The sequence below is a fragment of the Actinophytocola sp. genome (genome assembly GCF_049647105.1).
Classification (GTDB): Bacteria; Actinomycetota; Actinomycetes; order Mycobacteriales; family Pseudonocardiaceae; genus Actinophytocola.
The window spans coordinates 19,383-40,136 of sequence record NZ_JBARWZ010000206.1; the positions used below are offsets into that span (position 1 = coordinate 19,383).

Sequence of the window (20,754 nt, forward strand, 5' to 3'; positions counted from 1 at the left end):
GCTTCGGAGGTAGGCCACAGTGTTCGACAGCATCGGCTGGGCCGAGATCCTCATCTTGGTCGTGGCGGGCCTGTTCATCCTCGGCCCCGAACGGCTGCCGTCCGCGGCGGCGTGGCTCGGCCGCAACGTGCGCAAGGTCCGCGAGTACGCGACCGGCGCCCGCGACCAGCTGCGCAACGAGATGGGCGACGACTTCGAAGAGCTGCGCAAGCCGCTGCAGGACCTGCAGCAACTGCGGAACTTCGATCCACGGCGTGCGGTGACCAGGCACCTGTTCGATGACGTGGAGACCTCGAACGGCGGCACCAAGCCCAACGGCCACACCCCGCCGCCCACCCCCACGCCGACCCGCGAAGACCCGAAACCGCCGACGGACAAACCAGCATTCGACCCGGACGCGACCTGAGGGCGGCCACGGCCCCCCGAATTCCAGCGTAGGCGGCAGCACCGACAAATCCGGCGGGCCGGAGCCCGGCCTGTGGACAAGTCCGCGTTCATCCACAGGCCGCAGCCCGCGATCATGAAGTGTCGGTGCGATCCCCGCGGGCCACGTCCCTGATTAGGCGCTTTCGGGACGCTCGACGCCCCGATAGCGCCTAGTCACGCATCCCACCTGCGGGTGCGGTGCCGGGCGCTGCGCGGGAGCCCCCGCAGCGGGCCCAAGCCCCCCGCGCGGCGCAAGCCCGCCACGCAGGCAGACCCGAACCCAACCGCAGCCAACACTGCAAAACCCCAGGCCATCCCAGAGACTTGCCCCTCCGGCGAGGAGCCGCCGGAGACAAACCCCGCCCAGCGAGGAACCCGAGGACAAGCCCGCTCAGCGAGGAGCCCCGGAGGCAAAGCCCGTCCGGTGAAGACACCCAACCGGAGGTCAGAACCGCACGTCAGGCCGGGGAAACCGACAACATGCGGCCCGCCAGCCCTCGAGCCCGGGTCGAAAGCTTCGCCGCGATCCTGGTCAGTTCCTGCGCCGCCGCCGAGTCCGGGACCGACGTCACGATCGGCTTGCCGTCGTCGCCCGCTTCGCGCAGGCGGGGGTCCAGTGGGACCTGGCCGAGCAGGGGGACGTCCGCGCCGATCGTCTTCGTCAGCGATGTCGCCACCGTCTGGCCACCGCCCGAGCCGAAGAGTTCCATGCGGGAACCGTCGGGCAGCTCCAGCCACGACATGTTCTCGATCACGCCCGCGATGCGCTGGCGGGTCTGCATGGCGATGGCACCCGCCCGCTCCGCCACCTCGGCCGCCGCCTGCTGCGGGGTGGTCACGACCAGCAGTTCGGCGTTGGGCAGCAGTTGGGCCACCGAGATCGCGATGTCGCCGGTGCCCGGCGGCAGGTCGAGGAGCAGCACGTCCAGGTCGCCCCAGAAGACGTCCGCCAGGAACTGCTGCAGGGCGCGGTGCAGCATCGGCCCGCGCCACACGACCGGGGTGTTGCCGGGGGTGAACATCGCGATCGAGATGACCTTCACGCCGTTCGCGGAGGGCGGGAGGATCATCTTCTCGACGCGGGTCGGCTTGCCGTCGGCACCGAGCATGCGTGGCACCGAGTGGCCGTAGATGTCCGCGTCGACGATGCCGACCGACAGGCCGCGCTGGGCCATCGCCACCGCGAGGTTCACCGTCACGCTCGACTTGCCGACGCCGCCCTTGCCGGACGCCACGCAGTACACGCGGGTCATCGAGCCGGGCTCGGCGAACGGGATCTTCGGCTCCTCGGACGTGCCACGCAGCTTCTGCCGCAGCTCGGTGCGCTGCTGGTCGGACATCACGTCCATCTCGACGGTCACGTGCCGCACGCCGTCGACGGTGGAGGCCGCGTTCGTCACGTCCTCGGTGATCTTGCCGCGCAGCGGACAGCCGGACACCGTGAGGAAGATCTCCACATGCACGGTGCCGTTGTCACCGATCGACACGTTCTTGACCATGCCCAGGTCGGTGATCGGCTTGTGGATTTCCGGGTCCTGCACGGTGGCCAGCGCGGCACGCACGGCCTCGACATCGGGTGTGGTCACTCAACCATGCTACGGCCCGTTCCGTAACATCGTCTTCGTGCCGGAGCCTGCGGTGACCCGGATGCCCACCGGGAAAGAGCTCGATGCTTGGCGTTCGTTTCTGCGAGCCCACGCACGGCTGAGCCGCGTGCTCGAAGCGGAGCTGGTGGCGGAACACCCGATCACGCTCGGCGGCTACGACGTACTGGTCCAGCTCGCGGAGGCGCCGGGGCGCAGGCTGCGGATGGCCGAGCTGGCCGACGCGGTGCTGCTGTCGCGGTCCGGCGTGACCCGGCTGGTCGACCGGCTCGAGGGCGCGGGCATGGTCACCCGCGAACGCTTCGACGGCGACGGGCGCGGCATCGTGGCGATCCTGACCACGAAGGGCGTCGACACTCTGCGCGCCGCGGCCCGTACCCACCTCGCGGGCGTGGTCCGGCACTTCGTGGAGCACCTGGACGAGGACGAACTGGCCTCGTTCGGCGCGATGTGCTCCCGCATGGCCGAATAGCGGTTATCCACAGCAACCCCGGTTGTCCACAGGCAAGATCGACAACGCGGAAATGTCAGTGCCAGCCGGTAGACTGGCATGGCGGGACGCCCCCGGGAACGGGTGGGGTTTGGCATCCGGCGGGTTTGCGGATTTTCGCAGGTCAGTGGGGCTGCGTGGGGTGTCGATGGGTGTGCCTGGGTTGGGCAAAACCGGTTCGCGGGGGTCAGTTTTCTGACCAGCGGGGGTCGTCGCGCAGTGTTTCCGCTGTGGGGCGTGTCTTGCGGGGCTTGGCGTTCAGGTCGGTGCGCAGGCGGTCCAGTTCGCTGCGCAGGTAGTCGCGGGTCGCCACCTCGCCCACCGCCAGGCGCAGGGCCGCCAGTTCGCGGGCGAGGAACTCCGTGTCCTCCTTCGTGCGGGCGGCACGGGCCCGGTCCTCCTCGAGGGACACCCGGTCCCGGTTGTCCTGCCGGTTCTGGGCCAGCAGGATCAGCGGCGCCGCGTATGCCGCCTGGGTCGAAAACGCCAGGTTGAGCAGGATGAACGGGTACGGGTCCCATCGCAGCGTCACGGCCGTCAGGTTCAGCGTGATCCACACGACCACGAGCAGCGTCTGCCAGAACAGGAACTTGCCCGTCCCCAGGAAGCGGGCCAGTCGTTCCGAGATCCGGCCGAACGCCTCCGGGTCGATGGAGACGCGGAAGCCCGGCGTGCGGGGCTGGTCCAGGCGGCGACGGGAACGCAGGTCAGGCATCCGCGGGCTCCTCGTTCGTGGACTCCCGCCATCCGGTCGGCAGCAGGTGGTCCAGCACGTCGTCGACGGTCACCGCGCCCACCAGGTGCTCCGTGTCGTCCACCACGGGGGCGCACACCAGGTCGTACGCGGCGAAGTACCTGGTCACCTCGTTCAGCGTCGCCGAAGGGGGCAGGCGGGCGAGTTCGGTGTCCAGCGCGCTCGCGACCAGCTCGCCCGGTGGTTCGCGCAGCAGTCGCTGCACGTGTACGCAGCCGAGGTACCGGCCGGTCGGGGTGGCTGACGGCGGGCGGCACACGAACACCATGCTGGCGAGTGCCGGGGTGATGTCCGGGTTGCGGACCATGGCGAGTGCCTCGGCGATCGGGGCGTCCGGCAGCAGCACGATCGGTTCCGGGGTCATCAGGCCGCCCGCGGTGTCCGCCGAGTACGCCAGCAGCCGCCGCACCGGGTCGGACTCCTGGCGTTCCATCAGGCCGAGCAACCTGGCCTGCTCCATCTCCGACAGCTCGGCCAGCAGGTCGGCGGCGTCGTCGGGGTCCATCGCCTCCAGGATGTCCGCCGCCCGCTCCTCGTCCAGGTGCGCCAGCAGGTCCTTCTGGTCCTGTTCAGGCAGCTCCTCGAACACGTCCGCCAGCCGCTCGTCGTCGAGGCCGTCCGCCACCTCGTACCTGCGTTTCGCGGGCAGCTCCCGCAGCGCGGTCGCCACGTCCGCGGCCCGCATACCCTCGAACACGCTCAGCAGATGCGCCGCGCCCTGCGGCGCCGACGCCAGCTCGGTGACGCCGGGCGCCTGGATCTCCTCCCACCGCAGTACCTGGATCGGGGCGCGACGCGACAGCCTGCCGGTCCGCTCGCGGATCGCGACGCGGCTGAGCACCCAGTCGCGGGTCCGGCTCGGTTCCATCGCCGCGTCCACCAGCACCGCGTGCCGCCCGGTCCCGACGACCTCCGCCCGCGCGTCCAGCAGCTGGCCCACCACGAGCACCTCGTTGGGCCGCTGGTTGAACCGGCGCAGGTTCACCGAACCGGTCGCGAGCGTCACCGCGTTCGCGTCGATCGACGTCACGCGCAGCATCGGCACGAAGATCCGGCGCCTGGTCGCGAGCTCCACCACCGCGCCGAGGACCCGGGGTAGTTCGCGGTCGGTGCGCAGCACCACCACCACGTCCCTGATCTTGCCGATGGACTCGCCGTCCGGGCCGAAGACCGGAAGCCCGACGATCTGTGCGACGAAAACCCTGCTCACGGCACCCACGCGGGCAAGGCTATCCGCCCAGCGCGTGGTTCACCCAGTTGTGAGGCCCTGGACGAGCGCCGGGTCGAGGACCCACTCGGACACCCGCCGCACCGTAGCGGGAGCTAGGCCGCCGCCGCCGCGATTCGCGCACAGGCCGCGCCCAGCCAGTGGCCCTCACCGGCGAAGAGCCAGTTGTCGACGGCCCTGACGAACGTCCACCTGCGTGCCAGCGACAGGTCCATGCCCGCGGCCTCGGTGATGGCCGCGAGCCCGCCCGCTGCCATGACGTCGTCGAACCGGTTCCACAGCAACGGGATCAGCCCGAACTCGGGGTCGCCCGCGATGGGCTTCGGGTCGATCACGAGCCACGGCTCCCGGTCGCCGCGCAGCACGTTGTCGTAGTGCAGGTCCTCGTTGACCAGGCGGTTCCCGGCCGCCGGACCCAGCTCGCGGCAGTACGCGACGGCCTGGTCGACCAGCTCGCGCGGGACCGTGCCGTCGTTCTCCTCCGGCAGCTCGCGCACCCAGCGTGCCGCGGTGTCGCGCATGTGCCGGACCCCGGGCGGTGCGGGCCGGTCGAGCCGCTTGATCATGCCGGTCACCACGGTCAGCGCCTCCTCGATCGGCGCGTGCCGCAGTGTGGTGCCGGGGTCGAGACGCTCAAGGAGCAGAGCCCACGCGTCGTCGTCGGCGGCGAGCAGGCGCACCGCGCCGTCACCGTCCCACAGGGACAGCGCGAGTGCCTCGTGCCGCGCCTCGTCGTGCGGCCAGGTCACCTTCAGTACCGCGGGCTCGCCTGCCCGGCGGACCGGCACGACGAGCGCGCACACGCCGTGCGTCAGCGGGCCGTCGACGGTCAGGCCCCAGCGTGCGAGGCACGACTCGGTGAGCGCGGGCAGCCCGGCCAGCCACTCGGCGCCCTCCTCGCCGAACCCCGCCGCGAAGCTCTCTGGCACGGTCAAGGACATGCGCCCAGGGTGGCGTAGCCGACACGAGTACGGCGAGCAGGTTTCCGACGCCCTAGGGTTACCGGCAGGTAGCTTCAGCATGGGAGGCTCGATGAGGTCACCGAAGGACTTCTTCCGCCCGCTCGCCGTCGGCGCGCCGGAACCGCTGCGGCAGATCCCCTTCCGGCCGTCCCGGATGATCCACTTCTTCGACCCGGGCAACGAGAAGATGGCGGCCAAGGTGCCCGGCATGGTCGGGAAGGCCGACGTGCTGCTCGGCAACCTCGAGGACGCCATCCAGGCCGACCGCAAGGAGCTCACCCGCAACGGGCTGGTGCGGATCGCGCGTGAGGTGGACTTCGGCGACACGCAGCTGTGGACGCGCGTCAACAGCCTCGACTCGCCGTGGGTGCTCGACGACCTGATCACGCTGGTCACGGAGATCGGCGACAAGCTCGACGTGATCATGGTGCCGAAGGTCGAGGGGGCCGAGGACATCCACTACGTCGACCGGCTGCTCGCGCAGCTGGAGGCCCGCGCCGGGCTGACGCGGCCGCTGCTGGTGCACGCGATCCTGGAGACCGCGAGCGGCGTGGCGAACGTCGAGGAGATCGCGCTTGCCAGCCCGCGCATGCAGGGCATCTCGCTCGGCCCGGCCGACCTGGCCGCGTCGCGCAGGATGAAGACGACGCGCGTCGGCGGCGGCCACCCCGGCTACCTCGTGCGGACCGACCCGGTCGGCACCGACCTGACCCTGGGCCGCACCACCTACCAGCAGGACCTGTGGCACTACACGGTCGCGCGGATGGTCGACGCCTGTGTCGCGGCCGGGATCCTGCCGTACTACGGGCCGTTCGGCGACATCCGCGACGTGGTGGCGTGCGAGGACCAGTTCCGCAACGCCTACCTGCTCGGCTGTGTCGGTGCGTGGAGCCTGCATCCCGCGCAGATCTCGATCGCCAAGAAGGTGTTCTCGCCGGATCCGTCCGAGGTGGCGTGGGCCCGCCGCGTCATCGAGGAGATGGGCGACGGCACTGGCGCGGTCATGCTCGACGGGAAGATGCAGGACGACGCGACCGTCAAGCAGTGCCAGGTGATCGTGGCGCTGGCCGACGATCTCGCCGCCCGCGACCCGGAACTGGCGGCCGCCTACAAGGAGGCGTCCGCATGAGGCCCCGCCGGTCGGTTCTGTACATGCCCGGCGCGAACGAGCGCGCGCTGGAGAAGGCGAAGACGCTGCCCGCGGACGCGTTGATCCTCGACCTGGAGGACGCCGTCGCACCGGACGCGAAGATCGAGGCGCGGGAACGGGTGTGCGGCGCGGTCGGGTCCTACGGCACGCGTGAGGTGACGATCCGGGTGAACGGCGCTGGGACGCCGTGGCATGCGGACGATCTGCGTGCCGCGGGCGAAGCCGGTCCGTCCGCGGTGGTGGTGCCGAAGGTGAACTCGGTCGACGAGGTCCACGCGATCGAGAAGGCGCTGTCGCACGCGCCGGACCACACGGCGATCTGGGCGATGATCGAGACTCCGGTCGCGGTGCTGGACTGCGCGGCGATCGCGGCCGCTTCTCCTCGGTTGACCGTGCTTGTGCTGGGCACCAACGACCTCGCGAAGGAGATGGTGGCCGCGCAGGTGCCAGGACGGGGACCGCTGCTGGGGCCGCTGTCGATGTGTGTGCTGGCGGCGCGGGCGACCGGCCGGGTGATCCTCGACGGGGTCTACAACGACGTCCGTGACGCGGCCGGGTTCGCGGCGGAATGCCGCCAGGGCCGGGATTTCGGGTTCGACGGCAAGACGTTGATCCACCCGGGCCAGGTCGGGCCGTGCAACGAGATCTTCGCGCCGTCGGCCGACGAGGTCGAGCACGCGCACCGGGTGATCGCCGCGTTCGACGAGGCGAAGCAGGCCGGCCGCGGAGTGGCCACTGTGGACGGTCGGATGATCGAGAACCTGCACGTGGCCAACGCGGAACGGGTGCTCGCGCTGGCGGAGGCGATCGGCGGCGCCTGACGGCGCGGCCGTCGGCCCCCCGAAATCCAGCGTAGTCGCGGGCACCGACGAGAAACGGTCCGCGGCGGTGGAGCGAAGTCCGCCGACGAGAAGGACCACCCGACCACATAGGGTTGTGCGGGTGGGGCTGTTCAACCGTGGCAGGCAGCGGCCGGATGAGCCTGCCGATGAGACACTGCCGGAGCTGACGGTCAGCGAGGCACAGCGGCTGCGTGCCCTGGTCCGTTCCTGCATGGCGGGCGCTGGCTACGAGGTCACGGTCTACGCGGGCCACGTCGAGGACGCCGACGGCCGCCAGTTCGGCCTCGGCACGCTCGCCCGCCGCCTTTCCGACCCGGACGTGCCGGCCAAGCGGTGGAGCCGTGTCGTCGACGACCACCTGCGCCGCCTGCTGTCCGCGGTCGACGGCCCGGACCAGTTCGACGTGCCGACCGAGGAGCTGCTCGAACACACCTACCTGCGGCTTTACGAGGCGGACGCGCTGCCGGACACCCAGTGGTGGACCTACGGCCGCGAAGCGATGCCCGGCGTGCTGGAGCTGCTGGCGCTCGACCTGCCGGACTCGGTCGCCACCTTCAACGACGAGCAGGTCACGCGGCACGGGCTGGCGCGGCTGCGGGCCGCAGGCCTCGCCAACCTGCGCAAGGAGCAGGCCGACGACCGGGTCACGCACCACGGGGTGGAGATCCTCGTCGGGTCGATGTTCTTCGCGTCCACCGCGCTGGTGCTGCCGGAGGTCGTGCTGCGCACCACCGGCGAGGCGTCGCTGCCGAACGGGGTGCTCGTCGCGCTCCCGTTCCGCCACCAGCTGCTTTACCACGTGCCGAGGGACGAGAACGTGGTCGAGGCACTGCACACGATGGCCGCGGTGGCCGCCAACGCGTACGCCGAGGAGGTCGGGCCGATCAGCCCGCACGTCTACTGGTGGTACGACGGCGAATTCGAACAAATCACCCACCAGGACGACGAGGGCGGTATCGCGATTCGCGTCGAGGGTTCTTTCGCGGAGATGTTCTCCCGGTTGTTTCCCGAGTCGTGATCCGACTACGGAACGTCAGAACTATTACGTTGCAGACAGGCGCTATCACGGACCGTCGAGCGTTGCAGTGATATAACGCACAGATAACAGGCGTTTGCTTGCCCCGTCGCCGTCCCCGCAGGTGAAGTGTCGGGCATGGGTAAACATCGAATCAGCAAGGAGGGGCGAGGTGGGCCCCGTCTGTTCGGCGGCCGTCCCCCTCGCGACGACCTGTTTGAGCGCAGCTTCAAGTCCTGCCGGGGCTGCGGCGCCGATGTCTACGTCCTGGCCGACGACTGCCGAGGCTGCGGCCACCGCATCGAGGTGCGCGCCGGGTGACGTGACGGCCCGGTGGTGGTCTTGGTAGTGGCACTGAGCACACCCTCCGCGCGAACGGCCGTTAACCGGTGAATACTGGCCGGTAACCACGTCGTCCGGAGGGAGCACCAACGATGGCCCGCCTTGCTCAGACCGCCGGGTTGACCGACGTCCAGCAGGAAATCCTGGCCACGGTCCGCGACTTCGTGGACAAGGAGATCATCCCGCACGCGCAGGCGCTAGAGCACGCCGACACCTACCCCCAGGACATCGTCGACGGGATGAAGGAGATGGGGCTGTTCGGCCTCACCATCCCGGAGGAGTTCGGCGGGCTCGGCGAGTCGCTGCTCACCTATGCGCTGGTGGTCGAGCAGATCGCCCGCGGCTGGATGAGCGTGTCCGGCGTGATCAACACGCACTTCATCGTGGCGCACATGGTGAAACAACACGGCAGCGACGAGCAGAAGCAGAGCCTGCTGCCGCGCATGGCGACCGGCGAGGTGCGTGGGTCGTTCTCGATGTCGGAGCCGGACCTCGGCTCGGACGTCGCGGCGATCAAGACCCGCGCCAAGCGCGACGGTGACGACTACGTCATCGACGGCGCGAAGATGTGGCTGACGAACGGCGGCAGCTCCAACCTCATCGCGCTGCTGGTCAAGACCGACGAGGGCGCCGAGAAGGCGCACCAGAACCTGACGGCGTTCCTGGTGGAGAAGCCGGCGGGGTTCGGCGAGGTCGCGCCGGGTCTGACCATTCCCGGCAAGATCGACAAGATGGGCTACAAGGGCGTTGACACCACGGAAGCCGTGTTCGACGGCTACCGCATCGGCGCCGACAAGATCCTCGGCGACGCGCCGGGCAAGGGCTTCGCGCAGATGATGGACGGCGTCGAGGTCGGCCGCGTGAACGTGGCGGCCCGCGCCTGCGGCATCGCGATCCGCGCGTTCGAGCTGGCTGTCGACTACGCACAGCAGCGCCAGACGTTCGGCAAGCCGATCGCGCAGCACCAGGCGATCGCGTTCAAGCTCGCGGAGATGGCCACCAAGGTCGAGGCCGCGCACCTGATGATGGTGAACGCGGCGCGCCTCAAGGACTCCGGTGCGCGCAACGACGTCGAGGCGGGCATGGCCAAGCTGATCGCGTCCGAGTACTGCGCCGAGGTGACCCAGGAGAGCTTCCGCATCCACGGTGGCTACGGCTACTCCAAGGAGTACGAGATCGAGCGCCTCATGCGCGAGGCGCCGTTCCTGCTCATCGGCGAGGGCACGAGCGAGATCCAGAAGACGATCATCAGCCGCGGTCTGCTGCGCGAGTACAAGTCGCGCTGACTCGGCCAAACGACTCACCCGTGCCCCGGCCCGCCACTACGGTGTCAGGGCATGGTTGATCTTGGCTTCGACAACGTGACCGATCCCGGCCGCGACAGCGTCGGCTTCGACGCGCCGGACGAGGAACTGTTCTCGCACACGTACTTGCGGCTCATGGAGGGCTTCCGCCCGGAGCCGGACTGGTGGCGGTACGCCCTGGAGACCGTGCCCGGCACCCTCGAGATCGTCATGCTCGACCTCCCCGAGATGATGGTGACGTTCAACGACGAGGAGGTCGCCCGCCGAGGGCACGACCGCCTGCGCGCGGCCGGGTTGCGCAACCTCGCCAAGGAGCGGCCGCAGGCCCAGCTCGTCGACGGGTTGTACGTCCTGACCGGCTCGGACTACACGGCGTCCACCGCGCTGGTGCTGCCGGAGATGATCGTCAACGTCAGCGGGGAGACCGAGTTCCCCAACGGGGTGCTCGTGTCCATGCCGGAGCGGCAGCTCCTGACCTACCACATCCCGCGCGACGAGAGCCTCCACATCGCACTGCAGGCGATGATCAACGTGACCCTCGACGAGTTCGACGAGGGTCACAAGCCGATCAGCAGGCACGTCTACTGGTGGTACCGGGGCGAGTTCACGATGGTCACCAGCTTCGACGAGGACGGCACGGTGAACGTGCACGTCGACGGACCGTTCGGGGACGTCGTCGAGCGGGTACTCGACATTCCGGTCGGCCAGGGTTAGCACGGTTCGCCAGGTGTTGGCAGGATGGTGTCAACTGCTGAACATGAGGTGAGCGAACGGTGAGTGGCGCGTTCTCCGGATCGTCGAGGGGAAGCCAGGCGCTCCCCAAGGTGCCGACGCCCCCGTCCGGGTGGCCGATCGGGTCCTACGGCACCTACCAGGAGGCCCATCGGGCGGTCGAGTACCTCGCGGGCAACGAGTTCCCCGTGCAGGAGGTCACGATCGTCGGCGTGGACCTCATGCTGGTGGAGCGGGTCATCGGCAGGCTGAGCTGGCCGAAGGTGCTCGGCACCGGCGCGCTGTCCGGGGCCTGGTTCGGCCTGTTCGTCGGCCTGCTGCTCGGCCTGTTCAGCTCCCAGACCATGTCGTTCGCGCCGATCCTCGTCGGCCTCGTCGCGGGGATCGTCTTCGGTTTGATCTTCGCCGCGGTGGGGTATGCGACCACGCGCAGCTCGGGGAGGGAGATCGCGTCGGCGAGCCAGTTGGTGGCCGGCCGCTACGACGTGCTCGCCCAGCCACGAAACGCGGAGAAGGGTCGTGACCTGCTGGCGAAGCTCGCGATGCGTCCGTCCGGAGCAACCGACTAGGCCGTTACATGCGTTGATCAAATCGTGACCGATGTAGGTTGCGGGCTGTGATCATCGGGCCTAGGTTCAGTGAACCGTGACAAACGCATCCCCCTGGCACGCCGAGGTGCCGCACGCCTCCCTTCTCCGTGCCGGAGGGACTAGGGAGGCAGGGTTCACATGGGCATTACTGCCCGCTGGCGGATACTCGCCGTAAGCGGGGCCGCTTTGATGACGGCGTCCACGGTCGCGGCCTGCGGCTCGGAAGACGGCACCCAGATCAACGTCTACTACGCGCCGGAAGAGAACTTCCAGAAGGTCATCGACCGGTGCAACGACGAGGCGAACGGCCGCTACGAGATCGTCTATCGCAAGCTGCCCCGGGAAGCCGACGGCCAGCGTGAGCAGATGGTGCGCCGCCTCGCGGCGGGCGACACCGACCTCGACATCCTGGGCCTGGACGTCACCTGGGTCCCCGAGTTCGCCGAGGCGAAGTGGCTCGAGGAGTTCACGGACTCGAACAAGCAGCAGGCCGAGGAAGGCGTGCTCGAAGGCCCGTTGTCGACGGCCCAGTGGAACGGCAAGCTCTACGCCGCCACCAAGAACACCAACGTCCAGCTGCTCTGGTACGACGACTCCATCACGCCGAACCCGCCGGAGACCTGGCGGGACATGATCGACATGGCGAAGCGGCTGAAGCAGGAGGACAAGCCCTACCAGATCCTCTTCACCGGCGCGCAGTACGAAGGCCTCGTGGTCACCTACAACACGCTGGTGGCCTCGTACGGCGGGAAGATCCTCTCCGACGACGGCAGGAGCGTCGTGATGGACGAGGGTGCCGTCAAGGCGCTGAAGCTGCTCAAGGAGATCGCCAGCTCGGGGGTCACCGACCCGTCGCTGACCAACGCGCAGGAACAGCAGGTCCAGCAGGGCTTCGAGGCCAAGACCAGCGAGGCCGCGTTCGAGCTGAACTGGCCCTACGTCTACGCCGCCATGCAGGAGGCCAACCCCGAGCGCGCCAAGCACTTCAAGTGGGCGCGCTACCCGGGAATCGACGGGCCGGGCAAGGTCACGATCGGTGGCTACAACCTCGCGGTCAGCGCGTACTCGGAGCACAAGCCGGAGTCGTTCGAGGCGGCGTTGTGCCTGCGCAGCGAGGAAAGCCAGCGGATGTCGGCGATCAGCGACGGCGTGCCGCCGACCATCGAGTCCGTGTACAACGGCGAGGACGCCGAGTTCGTCGAGAAGTACCCCATGTGGGAGACCATCGTCGAGCAGCTGCAGGACGCGGCGGTCCGGCCGCTGACCGTGGTGTACCAGAACCTGTCCACGATCACGTCGAAGGTGCTGTCCCCGCCGCAGGACATCGACCCGGAGGCCACCGCGGCCGAACTGCGTGAACAGCTGCAGAAGGCGTTGGAATCCAAGGGGGTTCTGCCGTGAGTGAGCTTGTCGACGAACCATCGGCGCGGAGCCGGACTGTCGAGAGTGGACCTGCCGACGCGCCACCGTCCAAGAAGGGCAGGCCGGCGCTCAGCGAGGGCAAGAAGGCGGAGCGCAAGCTCGGCCTGTTGCTGTGCGCACCCGCCGCGATCGTGATGATCGCGGTCACCGGCTGGCCGATCATCTACTCCTTCTGGTTGTCGTTGCAGCGCTACGACCTCCGCTTCCCGGACCAGCGCCAGTTCGTGTGGTTCGAGAACTACGTCGCGGTGCTGTCCGACGGCTACTGGTGGACCGCGTTCGGGGTGACCGTGGGGCTCACGGTGGTGTCGGTGGTGATCGAGCTGGTACTCGGCATGCTGCTGGCGCTCGCGATGCACCGCACGCTCGTCGGCCGCGGCCTGGTCCGCACGGTCACCCTGATCCCGTACGGGATCGTGACCGTGGTGGCGGCGTTCTCGTGGTTCTACGCGTGGGACACCAACACCGGGTACCTCACCGCGCTCCTCGGTGCCGAGTCACCGCTGACCGACCGTTTCTCCGCGCTCGCGATCATCATCCTCGCCGAGGTGTGGAAGACGACGCCGTTCATGGCGTTGCTGCTGATGGCGGGTCTCGCGCTGGTGCCGGACGACCTGCTGAAGGCGGCGTCGATGGACGGCGCGTCGGGGTGGCAGCGGTTCACCAAGGTGATGGTGCCGGTCATGAAGCCGGCGATCCTGGTGGCGCTGCTGTTCCGCACGTTGGACGCGTTCCGCATCTTCGACAACATCTACGTGCTCACCAAGGGCGCGAACGACACCGCGTCGGTGTCGATGCAGACCTACAACAACCTGATCAGGGGTCTGAACCTCGGCATCGGATCGACCATGTCCGTACTGATCTTCCTCGCGGTGGCGATCATCGCGTTCATCTTCATCAAGCTGTTCGGCGCCTCGGCGCCCGGCAGTGATCCGGGAGGGAAGCGCTGATGGCCGTCATCGGTGGCAGCACCACCGGCCGCAGGGTGCGGTGGACCATTGTCGACATCGTCATCGTCGTCTACGCCCTGATCCCGGTGCTGTGGACGTTGTCGCTCTCGTTCAAGACGGTGGAGGCCCAGACCGACAAGTACTTCTGGCCGACGTCGTGGACGTTCCAGAACTACGTGGACATCTTCACCACCAACGAGTTCATCCGCGCGCTGATCAACTCGATCGGCATCGCGATCATCGCCACGGTGATCGCGGTCGTGCTGGGCACGATGGCCGCGTACGCCATCGCGCGGCTGGACTTCCCCGGCAAGCAGCTGCTGGTGGGTGCCTCGCTGCTGATCGCGATGTTCCCGCAGGTGTCGCTCGTCTCGCCGCTGTTCGAGATGGAGCGGCAGCTCGGCCTGTTCGACACGTGGCTGGGCCTGATCCTGCCGTACATCACGTTCGCGCTGCCGCTCGCGATCTACACGCTGTCGGCGTTCTTCCGGGAGATCCCGTGGGAGCTGGAGAAGGCGGCGAAGATGGACGGTGCGACGCCGGGTCAGGCGTTCCGCCGGGTCATCGCGCCGCTGGCCGCGCCCGGTGTGTTCACCACGGCCATCCTGGTGTTCATCTTCTGCTGGAACGACTTCCTGTTCGCGATCTCGCTGACGTCGACGGAGCGGTCGCGCACGGTGCCCGCCGCGCTGTCGTTCTTCACCGGTGCCTCGCAGTTCGAGGCCCCGACCGGGACGATCTCCGCGGCCGCCGTGGTGATCACCATCCCGATCATCATTTTCGTGTTGTTCTTCCAGCGCCGCATCGTCGCGGGGCTGACGTCCGGTGCCGTGAAGGGCTGAGGGGATATGGCAGAGATCGTCCTTGACAAGGTCACCAAGCGGTACCCAGACGGTGCCCTCGCGGTGTCCGAAGTAGACATCCAGATCGCGGATGGCGAGTTCATCATCCTGGTGGGCCCGTCGGGCTGCGGTAAGTCGACGATGCTCAACATGATCGCCGGCCTGGAGGATATTTCCTCCGGCGAGCTGCGCATCGACGGCCAGCGCGTGAACGAGAAGGCGCCGAAGGACCGGGACATCGCGATGGTGTTCCAGTCCTATGCCCTGTACCCGCACATGAGCGTGCGGGAGAACATGGCGTTCCCGCTGCGCCTCGCGAAGGTGGACGACGCGACGGTCCGCGAGAAGGTCGAAGACGCGGCCAGGATCCTCGACCTGACCCAGCACCTGGACCGCAAACCGGCGAACCTGTCCGGTGGCCAGCGCCAGCGGGTGGCCATGGGCAGGGCCATCGTCCGCAGCCCGAAGGCGTTCCTGATGGACGAACCACTGTCCAACCTGGACGCGAAGCTGCGCGTGCAGATGCGCACGTCGGTGTCCAAACTGCAGAAGCAGCTGGCGACGACCACCGTGTACGTCACCCACGACCAGACGGAGGCCATGACCCTCGGCGACCGTGTCGTCGTGCTCCGCGGCGGTGTGGTGCAGCAGCTCGGGTCACCGCAGGTGCTGTACGACAACCCGGCCAACCTGTTCGTCGCGGGGTTCATCGGCTCACCCGCGATGAACTTCCTGCCGGGCACGCTGGAGAACGGCGAGCTGTCGACGGGCCTTGGCCAGGTGAACCTGTCCGACCGGATCCGCCGCATGGCGGAGCAGGCGAACGCGCCACGAGAGGTGATCGCGGGCATCCGCCCGGAACACTTCGAGGACGCGCGGACCATGGACGAGCACACCCTGTCGGGCGGCAGCACCTTCACCGCGACGGTGGACGTGCTGGAGTCGATGGGCTCGGACAAGTACGCGTACTTCACGGTGGAGGGCGAGGCGGCGACGTCCGCCGAACTGGACGAACTGGCCGCCGACGCTGGCGCGTCGGACATGCCGGCGAGCGGTTCCCAACTGGTGACCCGCCTGTCCGCGGCGTCGGGCGCACAGGAAGGCGCGGAAGTCGAGGTCTGGTTCGACGCGGACAAGATCCAGCTGTTCGACCCGTCGTCGGGCAAGAACCTGACCTACGCGGAGTAGCCAGCCAAGCAAAGGGTGGGCCCGGTCCAGCACGGACCGGGCCCGCCTGCGTTGAGAGCCGGTTGCGGGTCGTGGTGGTGGCGGTCAGCGACGTGCCGAAGCACGGAACAGGCGACGTTCCGCCGAGTGCGGGGTCGCCCGGGACGTTGCCTCCGGGTGGTGGCGCGCGAGTAGTGCCACGCCGACCACCGCGACCGCGGCGCCCGTCACCAGGCCCACGCCGGTCCAGCCGCCTGCCTCGGCGGTCTCGTCGAGCAGGCCGATCGCGATGGCCGTCGCCACCAGGGGGCTCAGCACCGTCTGGCAGCCGACGACGATGTCGGGTGGTCCGCTCGCGTAGGCGAGCTGGATGAACCACGAGCCCACCGCGAACGCCACCACCAGGGCCGTGACCGACAGGGGCTGGACGGCGCGGACACCCTCGGACTGGAACGTGTAGGTCACGTCCCTGACCAGCACCGACACCAGCCCGTACGCCGCGCCAGCACCCGTCGCCAGTGCCACGCAGCGGGTCAGGCCGTTGGTCAGCGCGCCGATGGTGCCGAACAGGAGCACCGCGCCCGCGATGATCTGGCATGCCAGCAGGATGGCCGGGCCCGGGAAGTGCACGGCCGTCGCACGGCTGGACGCCAGCGTCACGAACAGCGCGACGCCCAGTGTGCTGGCGCCGATCGCGACCATCGCCGTGGTGTCGAGGCGTTCGCCGGACGAGCGGGCGTTCAGCATGGCCACCGCGGGCAGCGCGAGCACCACGATCGGCGCGACGATCGTCACCGGCGCCAGTGCCAGCGCGAGGATCTGCAGCACCGCGCACGCGAACAGGATCGCGAACCCGGCCAGCCACGTCCGGTTGTGCACGAGCGCCGCCGCACCACGCAGCCGCAGACCACCGGCTTCCTCCGCCGTCGTCCGCACGCCCCGGTGCTGCAGGTGCGCCCCGACCGCGCTGCAGCACGCGCCGAGCACCGCGAACAGGATGGCGAGTGCGATCATCCGGCGACCTCGGCTCGTGCGGGTACCCAGCGCTCGCGAGCCGCGCTGACCGTGACCCGCAACAGGTGGACCGCGAGCGCCATCAACATCGGCATCTCCAGCACGAACGGCCAACGCCGCCCGGGGCCGGAGACGCCCCTGCCATCCAGCATGCCTGGTAACGCCAGGCCTGGGAAGACGCCCGGCAGGTACGTGGCCGGGACAGCCGCCTTCACCAGCGCCATGCGCCGACGGACCGGACTTCGCTCGAAAGTGTTCGCGGGCACGCCGGGTTGCGGCCCGGTGGACCGCAACCCGACAAGCGTCGTCAGTGCCCCGGCCGCGAGAAGTACGGAGGTCAGGTCGACAAAACCACGCAGCGGGAGACCCAGCCGGGTCCCGGCCATGCTCGGGTCGCGGTCCATCGCCCCACCCCCTACGTGGATCAACGCGCGCACGCGCCTCCACATTCCCTTATCGGGGCTGAGATCGGCCTCAGGTATTCAGTTGATCCACCCGACCGAGTGAATCCGGAAGCCCGGAAGTCAGTGTTCCCAGATCTGCACCCCTCTCACGACGTACGGCGCCGATGGCACGAACGTGCCGCCGCCGGGATAGGTGTCGAACTCACCTTCCGTGGAGCAGTCCCGTCCCTGGTAGACGGTGACGGGGCGTTTGGTCCGGTTCGCGAAGGATCGGGCCTCGAATCCTTCCGGCAGCGGCACACATTCCCCCGGATTGGCGTTCTCGAGCGCGACGCGCTGGATATCCCCCTGATGGCCCTCGCCCGGCCAGAGACAAAACTCCCCGCGCTCACAAGGTTGTGGTTCGGTCTTGGCGACGGCGGGCGCGGCGCCGGCGAACAACCAGGCGAGGACGGCGAGCGAAAGAAAGAGCTTCTTCATTCCTGTGGACTCCCTCTGTGTGGTGCGCCGCGGAATGCGGTGCACCACGAGAATCACCCAGGTGCCGCGAATGGCAAAAAAGTTGTCCACAGGGGCCGGGTTGTCCACAGAAGAGCGTATTCGGGTTGACAGCGTCAGCGATTTTTGCTTTCCCGCACCGCGGTGATGACCCCGTCGTCCCAGCGGTGTGTGCGCATCAGCCGGTACCGCTCGCACGCGACCCACATGTACGCCTCGGCCTCGGTCTGCGTCTCGATCATCCCGGCCTGGCGCAGCATCCGGACCACCGGCACGAACTCCTCGTCGTGCCAGCGTTGTGCGACGGTGAGGCGGTCCAGGTAGCGCCCCTCGTCCTGCATGAGCCGGAAACCCCACGCCTCCACCGACTCCGCCAGCTCCGCGTAGTCCCACGGATCGGTGAGCGACACGCCGCGCCGCGCCTCGCCGACCAGCGGCACGCGGTCGAGGAAGGTCCGCCGGTAGTCCTTCACCAGCAGGTCGCCGCGGTACCGGATACCGCCGGGGGACAGCCGGGTCATGACCTCGGTGACGTACGCGTCGATGGTCTTCAAGGCCAGGGCGTGCGCCACCGACACCCGGTGGTGCCCGTCGAGAACGAAGTGCATGTCGCCCACCCGGTACACCTCGATCGGCGGGATCGACTCGCCGCGCCGCTGCGCGAGCGCGAGCCGCTGCCACCGCTCCCGCACCTGCCCGGACGTCGGCCGGAACCGCCGGTCGAACTCCCGCTGCCGGTCCACACTGCCGACGATCGAGTCCAAAGTGATCACCTGCAGCCCGAGTCGCCGTTCCCCGGTACGGCCCAGTGCCGCGACCACCTCGTCGAACGGCAACATGATGTTGACGTCGTCGGGCTGCCTGCGCAGCCACGCGGCCAGGCGCGACAGCACCTGCCTGCGGCGGGCACGGATGAAGTCGTTCTCGGCGTCGGCTACAGGGAAGCCCGTGTCTCGGTTCATGGCAGTTCCAGGATGCGGTATCCAACCGTGTTCAGCACCCGGGTTTCTCCCATGGACCGATCAGGAACCGGCTGTCCGTGCGGGTGGATGTGGCCGTGTACGAGAACAGTGGGTTGCAGGCGTTCGACAACCATGTGAAGACAGGCGAAACCGCGGTGCGGCGGATCGTCGCGGTCACCGACGTCCAGCGGCGGCGAGTGGGTCAGCAGCACGTCGACCGGCCGCTTGCGCGCGGCCCGCACCAGCCGGGCCGCCCGCCGCGTCTGCTGCCGTTCCGTCCACTGGTTGGGACCGTCGTTGTAGCGGATCGACCCACCAAGCCCGGCGATCCGCACGCCGGCCACCTCCACCACGCGGCCATCGGCGTTCACCGCGCCGGCCGGACCCGGGTAGCGGGCGGGAAAACCGGAGGCCAACCACTGGCCGCGCCGCCGCGAATACCCGGAAAGGTCGGCGTCGTGGTTGCCGGGAACGAACACGAGCGGCCGGTCGAGCGCGGACGTGAGGAAATCGAGGTAGTCGAATGGCAGGTCGCCCGCCGCGAGCACCAGGTCGACAGAACCGAAACGTTCCGCTAGTCGTTCCGTCCACAGGGACTCGACAATCTCGTCGGACACGGTCAGCAGCTTCGGCACAGCAACGAGCGTACGGCGCACGTCTGATCAGACTAGTGCCCTCGCCGCACACGACCCATTACAGTCAGGAACTGATATCGGGGAAGAGGGACGGGGATCTCCATGGCAGAACAGGGGTCGGACTACTACGTCAGCGGCGGTGTGAACTGGGCGGCGTTCACGCTGGAAGAGCTGATCAACATGGTTGTCGACAAGGCGAGCGTGCCGCAGCTGGAGAGACTCGCCGACGACTGGCGGCTGACCGGTGACGGGGTCTCCGACGCCGCCGACTACCTCGCGGACGCCCTCGACGACCTGATGGACTTCTGGTCCGGCGAGTCCGCCGACAAGGCCCGCTACGCGGTCGCGCTCAACGCCCAGTGGGTCGGCGACCTCGGCGTGACCGCCAAGGACATGGGTGACCCCATCGAAGAGGCGGCCGGCGCGCTGAAGTCCGCGCAGGAGGCCATGCCCAAGCTGCCGCAGACCCTGCCTGCCGCGGTGCCGGGCTCCGCGCCGGAAGGTGCGGACCGGGCTCAGCTCGTGACCGAGGGCAGCCCGCTGGGCGCCGCCGTCGGCGCGACCGCGGCCGGCTCGGAGAGCGCGTTCCAGGCACAGGCCGAGCAGGAGCAGCTGAAGCGGGTCGCGATCGAGACCATGCAGCGCTTCGAGCAGGCGGCGGTCGGCATCGACCAGGCCACCCCGCAGTTCGAGGGGCGCAGCAACGAGCTCCGGCCACGTGTCGACGACGTCGGCGTGACGCCGGGCGGCGACGTGTGGATCAGCACCGTGAACATCGCTACGGGCATCGACATGCGCTGGCAGCTGCTGACCGGCATGGACGACACCACCACCTCGTCCGTGCGCGGGCCAGGGGGGTTCGACGGCGGCGGTGGCGGCGGCATCGGCGGTGGCGGCGGACTGTCCGGTGGGTACGGCGGTGGCGGCACCGGCGGCGGCTTCGGCGTGATGCCGGGCCCGATGAGCGGCCGCGGCACCATCGGCGACACCGCGGGGAACGTGGGCGGCCTCTCGAGGGGCGGTCTGCCGACCGGCGCCGCGGGCGTGTTCTCGTCGCCGGGTGGCGGCTCGACGACCGGCGGGATGATGGGGCCCATGGCCCCGATGGCGGGCGCGGGGATGGGCGCGGGAGGCGCCGCCCAGGCACACCGCAGAAGGGTTCCCTACGACGCGGACGACCCGTTCGACACGGGTGAGAAGGCGTCGCCACCGGTGATCGGGCTCTAGGGGACAAGGGGAAGCGACATGGCCATGGATGACATGACCGCACTGTTCGATCGGGACGCGACCAGTGACGTGACACAGCCGATCGCGTACGGCGACCAGGGCAGCGCGTGGGTCGCGCAGGCCACCGGCGACACGCCGCTGGCCCCGGCGCCGCCGCCTCCGATGCCGGAGGCCGTGACCCCGGTGGCCGACGC

Annotated in this window: 23 protein-coding genes; 14 read left to right on the forward strand and 9 right to left on the reverse strand. The window is 69.0% G+C overall.

Annotated elements, in window-relative coordinates:
- The first annotated feature begins 19 nt into the window (after positions 1–19).
- Positions 20–406 carry a Sec-independent protein translocase protein TatB gene (gene tatB / locus WBA97_RS24300; protein WP_424233214.1) on the forward strand — a complete coding sequence of 129 codons (387 nt, stop codon included), beginning with the start codon at positions 20–22 and terminating at the stop codon, positions 404–406.
- Between the two features lie 478 nt (positions 407–884).
- Here tatB and WBA97_RS24305 read toward each other — a convergent pair whose 3' ends face one another.
- Positions 885–2,012 carry an Mrp/NBP35 family ATP-binding protein gene (locus WBA97_RS24305; RefSeq protein ID WP_424233215.1) on the reverse strand — a complete coding sequence of 376 codons (1,128 nt, stop codon included), beginning with the start codon at positions 2,010–2,012 and terminating at the stop codon, positions 885–887.
- A gap of 37 nt (positions 2,013–2,049) precedes the next feature.
- On the opposite strand from WBA97_RS24305, the gene WBA97_RS24310 reads away from it, so the two are divergent.
- A complete protein-coding gene (locus WBA97_RS24310; RefSeq protein WP_424233216.1) occupies positions 2,050–2,502 on the forward strand; it encodes a MarR family winged helix-turn-helix transcriptional regulator in 453 nt (150 codons plus the stop codon).
- Positions 2,503–2,707: 205 nt separating this feature from the next.
- Here the strand turns inward: WBA97_RS24310 and WBA97_RS24315 are convergent, their stop codons facing one another.
- The 3 genes from WBA97_RS24315 to WBA97_RS24325 form a co-directional block, all read right to left on the reverse strand.
- Positions 2,708–3,235 carry a DUF1003 domain-containing protein gene (locus tag WBA97_RS24315; protein ID WP_424233217.1) on the reverse strand — a complete coding sequence of 176 codons (528 nt, stop codon included), beginning with the start codon at positions 3,233–3,235 and terminating at the stop codon, positions 2,708–2,710.
- The gene (locus WBA97_RS24320; RefSeq protein ID WP_424233218.1) at positions 3,228–4,493 is read right to left on the reverse strand and encodes a magnesium transporter MgtE N-terminal domain-containing protein; all 1,266 of its coding nucleotides are present in this window, start codon (positions 4,491–4,493) and stop codon (positions 3,228–3,230) included. The genes WBA97_RS24315 and WBA97_RS24320 overlap by 8 nt, the downstream gene beginning before the upstream one ends.
- Positions 4,494–4,597: 104 nt before the next feature.
- Complete coding sequence (locus WBA97_RS24325; protein ID WP_424233219.1) at positions 4,598–5,443, reverse strand: aminoglycoside phosphotransferase family protein; 846 nt, start codon at positions 5,441–5,443, stop codon at positions 4,598–4,600.
- Between the two features lie 91 nt (positions 5,444–5,534).
- On the opposite strand from WBA97_RS24325, the gene WBA97_RS24330 reads away from it, so the two are divergent.
- The 11 genes from WBA97_RS24330 to WBA97_RS24380 all read left to right on the forward strand — a co-directional run bounded on the left by WBA97_RS24330 (position 5,535) and on the right by WBA97_RS24380 (position 15,841).
- Complete coding sequence (locus tag WBA97_RS24330; protein WP_424233220.1) at positions 5,535–6,593, forward strand: HpcH/HpaI aldolase/citrate lyase family protein; 1,059 nt, start codon at positions 5,535–5,537, stop codon at positions 6,591–6,593.
- Positions 6,590–7,435 carry an HpcH/HpaI aldolase/citrate lyase family protein gene (locus WBA97_RS24335; protein WP_424233221.1) on the forward strand — a complete coding sequence of 282 codons (846 nt, stop codon included), beginning with the start codon at positions 6,590–6,592 and terminating at the stop codon, positions 7,433–7,435. The genes WBA97_RS24330 and WBA97_RS24335 overlap by 4 nt, the downstream gene beginning before the upstream one ends.
- Positions 7,436–7,556: 121 nt before the next feature.
- On the forward strand, positions 7,557–8,474 hold the full coding sequence (locus WBA97_RS24340) for a hypothetical protein (protein ID WP_424233222.1): 918 nt from the start codon (positions 7,557–7,559) through the stop codon (positions 8,472–8,474).
- A 135-nt stretch (positions 8,475–8,609) separates the two neighbouring features.
- Positions 8,610–8,792, forward strand: coding sequence for a hypothetical protein (locus tag WBA97_RS24345; RefSeq protein WP_424233223.1), 183 nt, complete (start codon positions 8,610–8,612; stop codon positions 8,790–8,792).
- Between the two features lie 113 nt (positions 8,793–8,905).
- Entirely contained in the window at positions 8,906–10,099 is a 1,194-nt protein-coding gene (locus tag WBA97_RS24350; protein ID WP_424233224.1) for an acyl-CoA dehydrogenase family protein, read from the forward strand.
- A gap of 51 nt (positions 10,100–10,150) precedes the next feature.
- Positions 10,151–10,831, forward strand: coding sequence for a hypothetical protein (locus WBA97_RS24355; protein WP_424233225.1), 681 nt, complete (start codon positions 10,151–10,153; stop codon positions 10,829–10,831).
- A gap of 59 nt (positions 10,832–10,890) precedes the next feature.
- Positions 10,891–11,418 carry a general stress protein gene (locus WBA97_RS24360; RefSeq protein ID WP_424233226.1) on the forward strand — a complete coding sequence of 176 codons (528 nt, stop codon included), beginning with the start codon at positions 10,891–10,893 and terminating at the stop codon, positions 11,416–11,418.
- Between the two features lie 159 nt (positions 11,419–11,577).
- On the forward strand, positions 11,578–12,840 hold the full coding sequence (locus tag WBA97_RS24365; RefSeq protein WP_424233227.1) for an ABC transporter substrate-binding protein: 1,263 nt from the start codon (positions 11,578–11,580) through the stop codon (positions 12,838–12,840).
- Positions 12,837–13,811 carry a carbohydrate ABC transporter permease gene (locus tag WBA97_RS24370; RefSeq protein ID WP_424233228.1) on the forward strand — a complete coding sequence of 325 codons (975 nt, stop codon included), beginning with the start codon at positions 12,837–12,839 and terminating at the stop codon, positions 13,809–13,811. Before WBA97_RS24365 ends, WBA97_RS24370 begins: the two co-directional genes overlap by 4 nt.
- Complete coding sequence (locus tag WBA97_RS24375) at positions 13,811–14,653, forward strand: carbohydrate ABC transporter permease (RefSeq protein WP_424233229.1); 843 nt, start codon at positions 13,811–13,813, stop codon at positions 14,651–14,653. Before WBA97_RS24370 ends, WBA97_RS24375 begins: the two co-directional genes overlap by 1 nt.
- Positions 14,654–14,659: 6 nt before the next feature.
- Positions 14,660–15,841 carry an ABC transporter ATP-binding protein gene (locus tag WBA97_RS24380; RefSeq protein WP_424233230.1) on the forward strand — a complete coding sequence of 394 codons (1,182 nt, stop codon included), beginning with the start codon at positions 14,660–14,662 and terminating at the stop codon, positions 15,839–15,841.
- Positions 15,842–15,925: 84 nt separating this feature from the next.
- Here the strand turns inward: WBA97_RS24380 and WBA97_RS24385 are convergent, their stop codons facing one another.
- The 5 genes from WBA97_RS24385 to WBA97_RS24405 form a co-directional block, all read right to left on the reverse strand.
- On the reverse strand, positions 15,926–16,834 hold the full coding sequence (locus tag WBA97_RS24385) for a DMT family transporter (protein WP_424233231.1): 909 nt from the start codon (positions 16,832–16,834) through the stop codon (positions 15,926–15,928).
- Positions 16,831–17,238: a hypothetical protein gene (locus WBA97_RS24390; RefSeq protein WP_424233232.1), complete on the reverse strand. Its 408-nt coding sequence runs from the start codon at positions 17,236–17,238 to the stop codon at positions 16,831–16,833. Before WBA97_RS24390 ends, WBA97_RS24385 begins: the two co-directional genes overlap by 4 nt.
- Before the next feature lie 120 nt (positions 17,239–17,358).
- Complete coding sequence (locus WBA97_RS24395) at positions 17,359–17,826, reverse strand: peptidase inhibitor family I36 protein (RefSeq protein WP_424233233.1); 468 nt, start codon at positions 17,824–17,826, stop codon at positions 17,359–17,361.
- 26 nt (positions 17,827–17,852) lie between these two features.
- Positions 17,853–18,698, reverse strand: coding sequence for a chromosome partitioning protein ParB (locus WBA97_RS24400; RefSeq protein ID WP_424233234.1), 846 nt, complete (start codon positions 18,696–18,698; stop codon positions 17,853–17,855).
- Positions 18,695–19,333 (reverse strand): metallophosphoesterase family protein, encoded by a 639-nt coding sequence (locus tag WBA97_RS24405; protein WP_424233235.1) that lies wholly within the window; start codon positions 19,331–19,333, stop codon positions 18,695–18,697. Before WBA97_RS24405 ends, WBA97_RS24400 begins: the two co-directional genes overlap by 4 nt.
- 102 nt (positions 19,334–19,435) lie before the next feature.
- On the opposite strand from WBA97_RS24405, the gene WBA97_RS24410 reads away from it, so the two are divergent.
- Positions 19,436–20,560 carry a PPE domain-containing protein gene (locus tag WBA97_RS24410; protein WP_424233236.1) on the forward strand — a complete coding sequence of 375 codons (1,125 nt, stop codon included), beginning with the start codon at positions 19,436–19,438 and terminating at the stop codon, positions 20,558–20,560.
- The last annotated feature ends 194 nt before the right edge of the window (positions 20,561–20,754 follow it).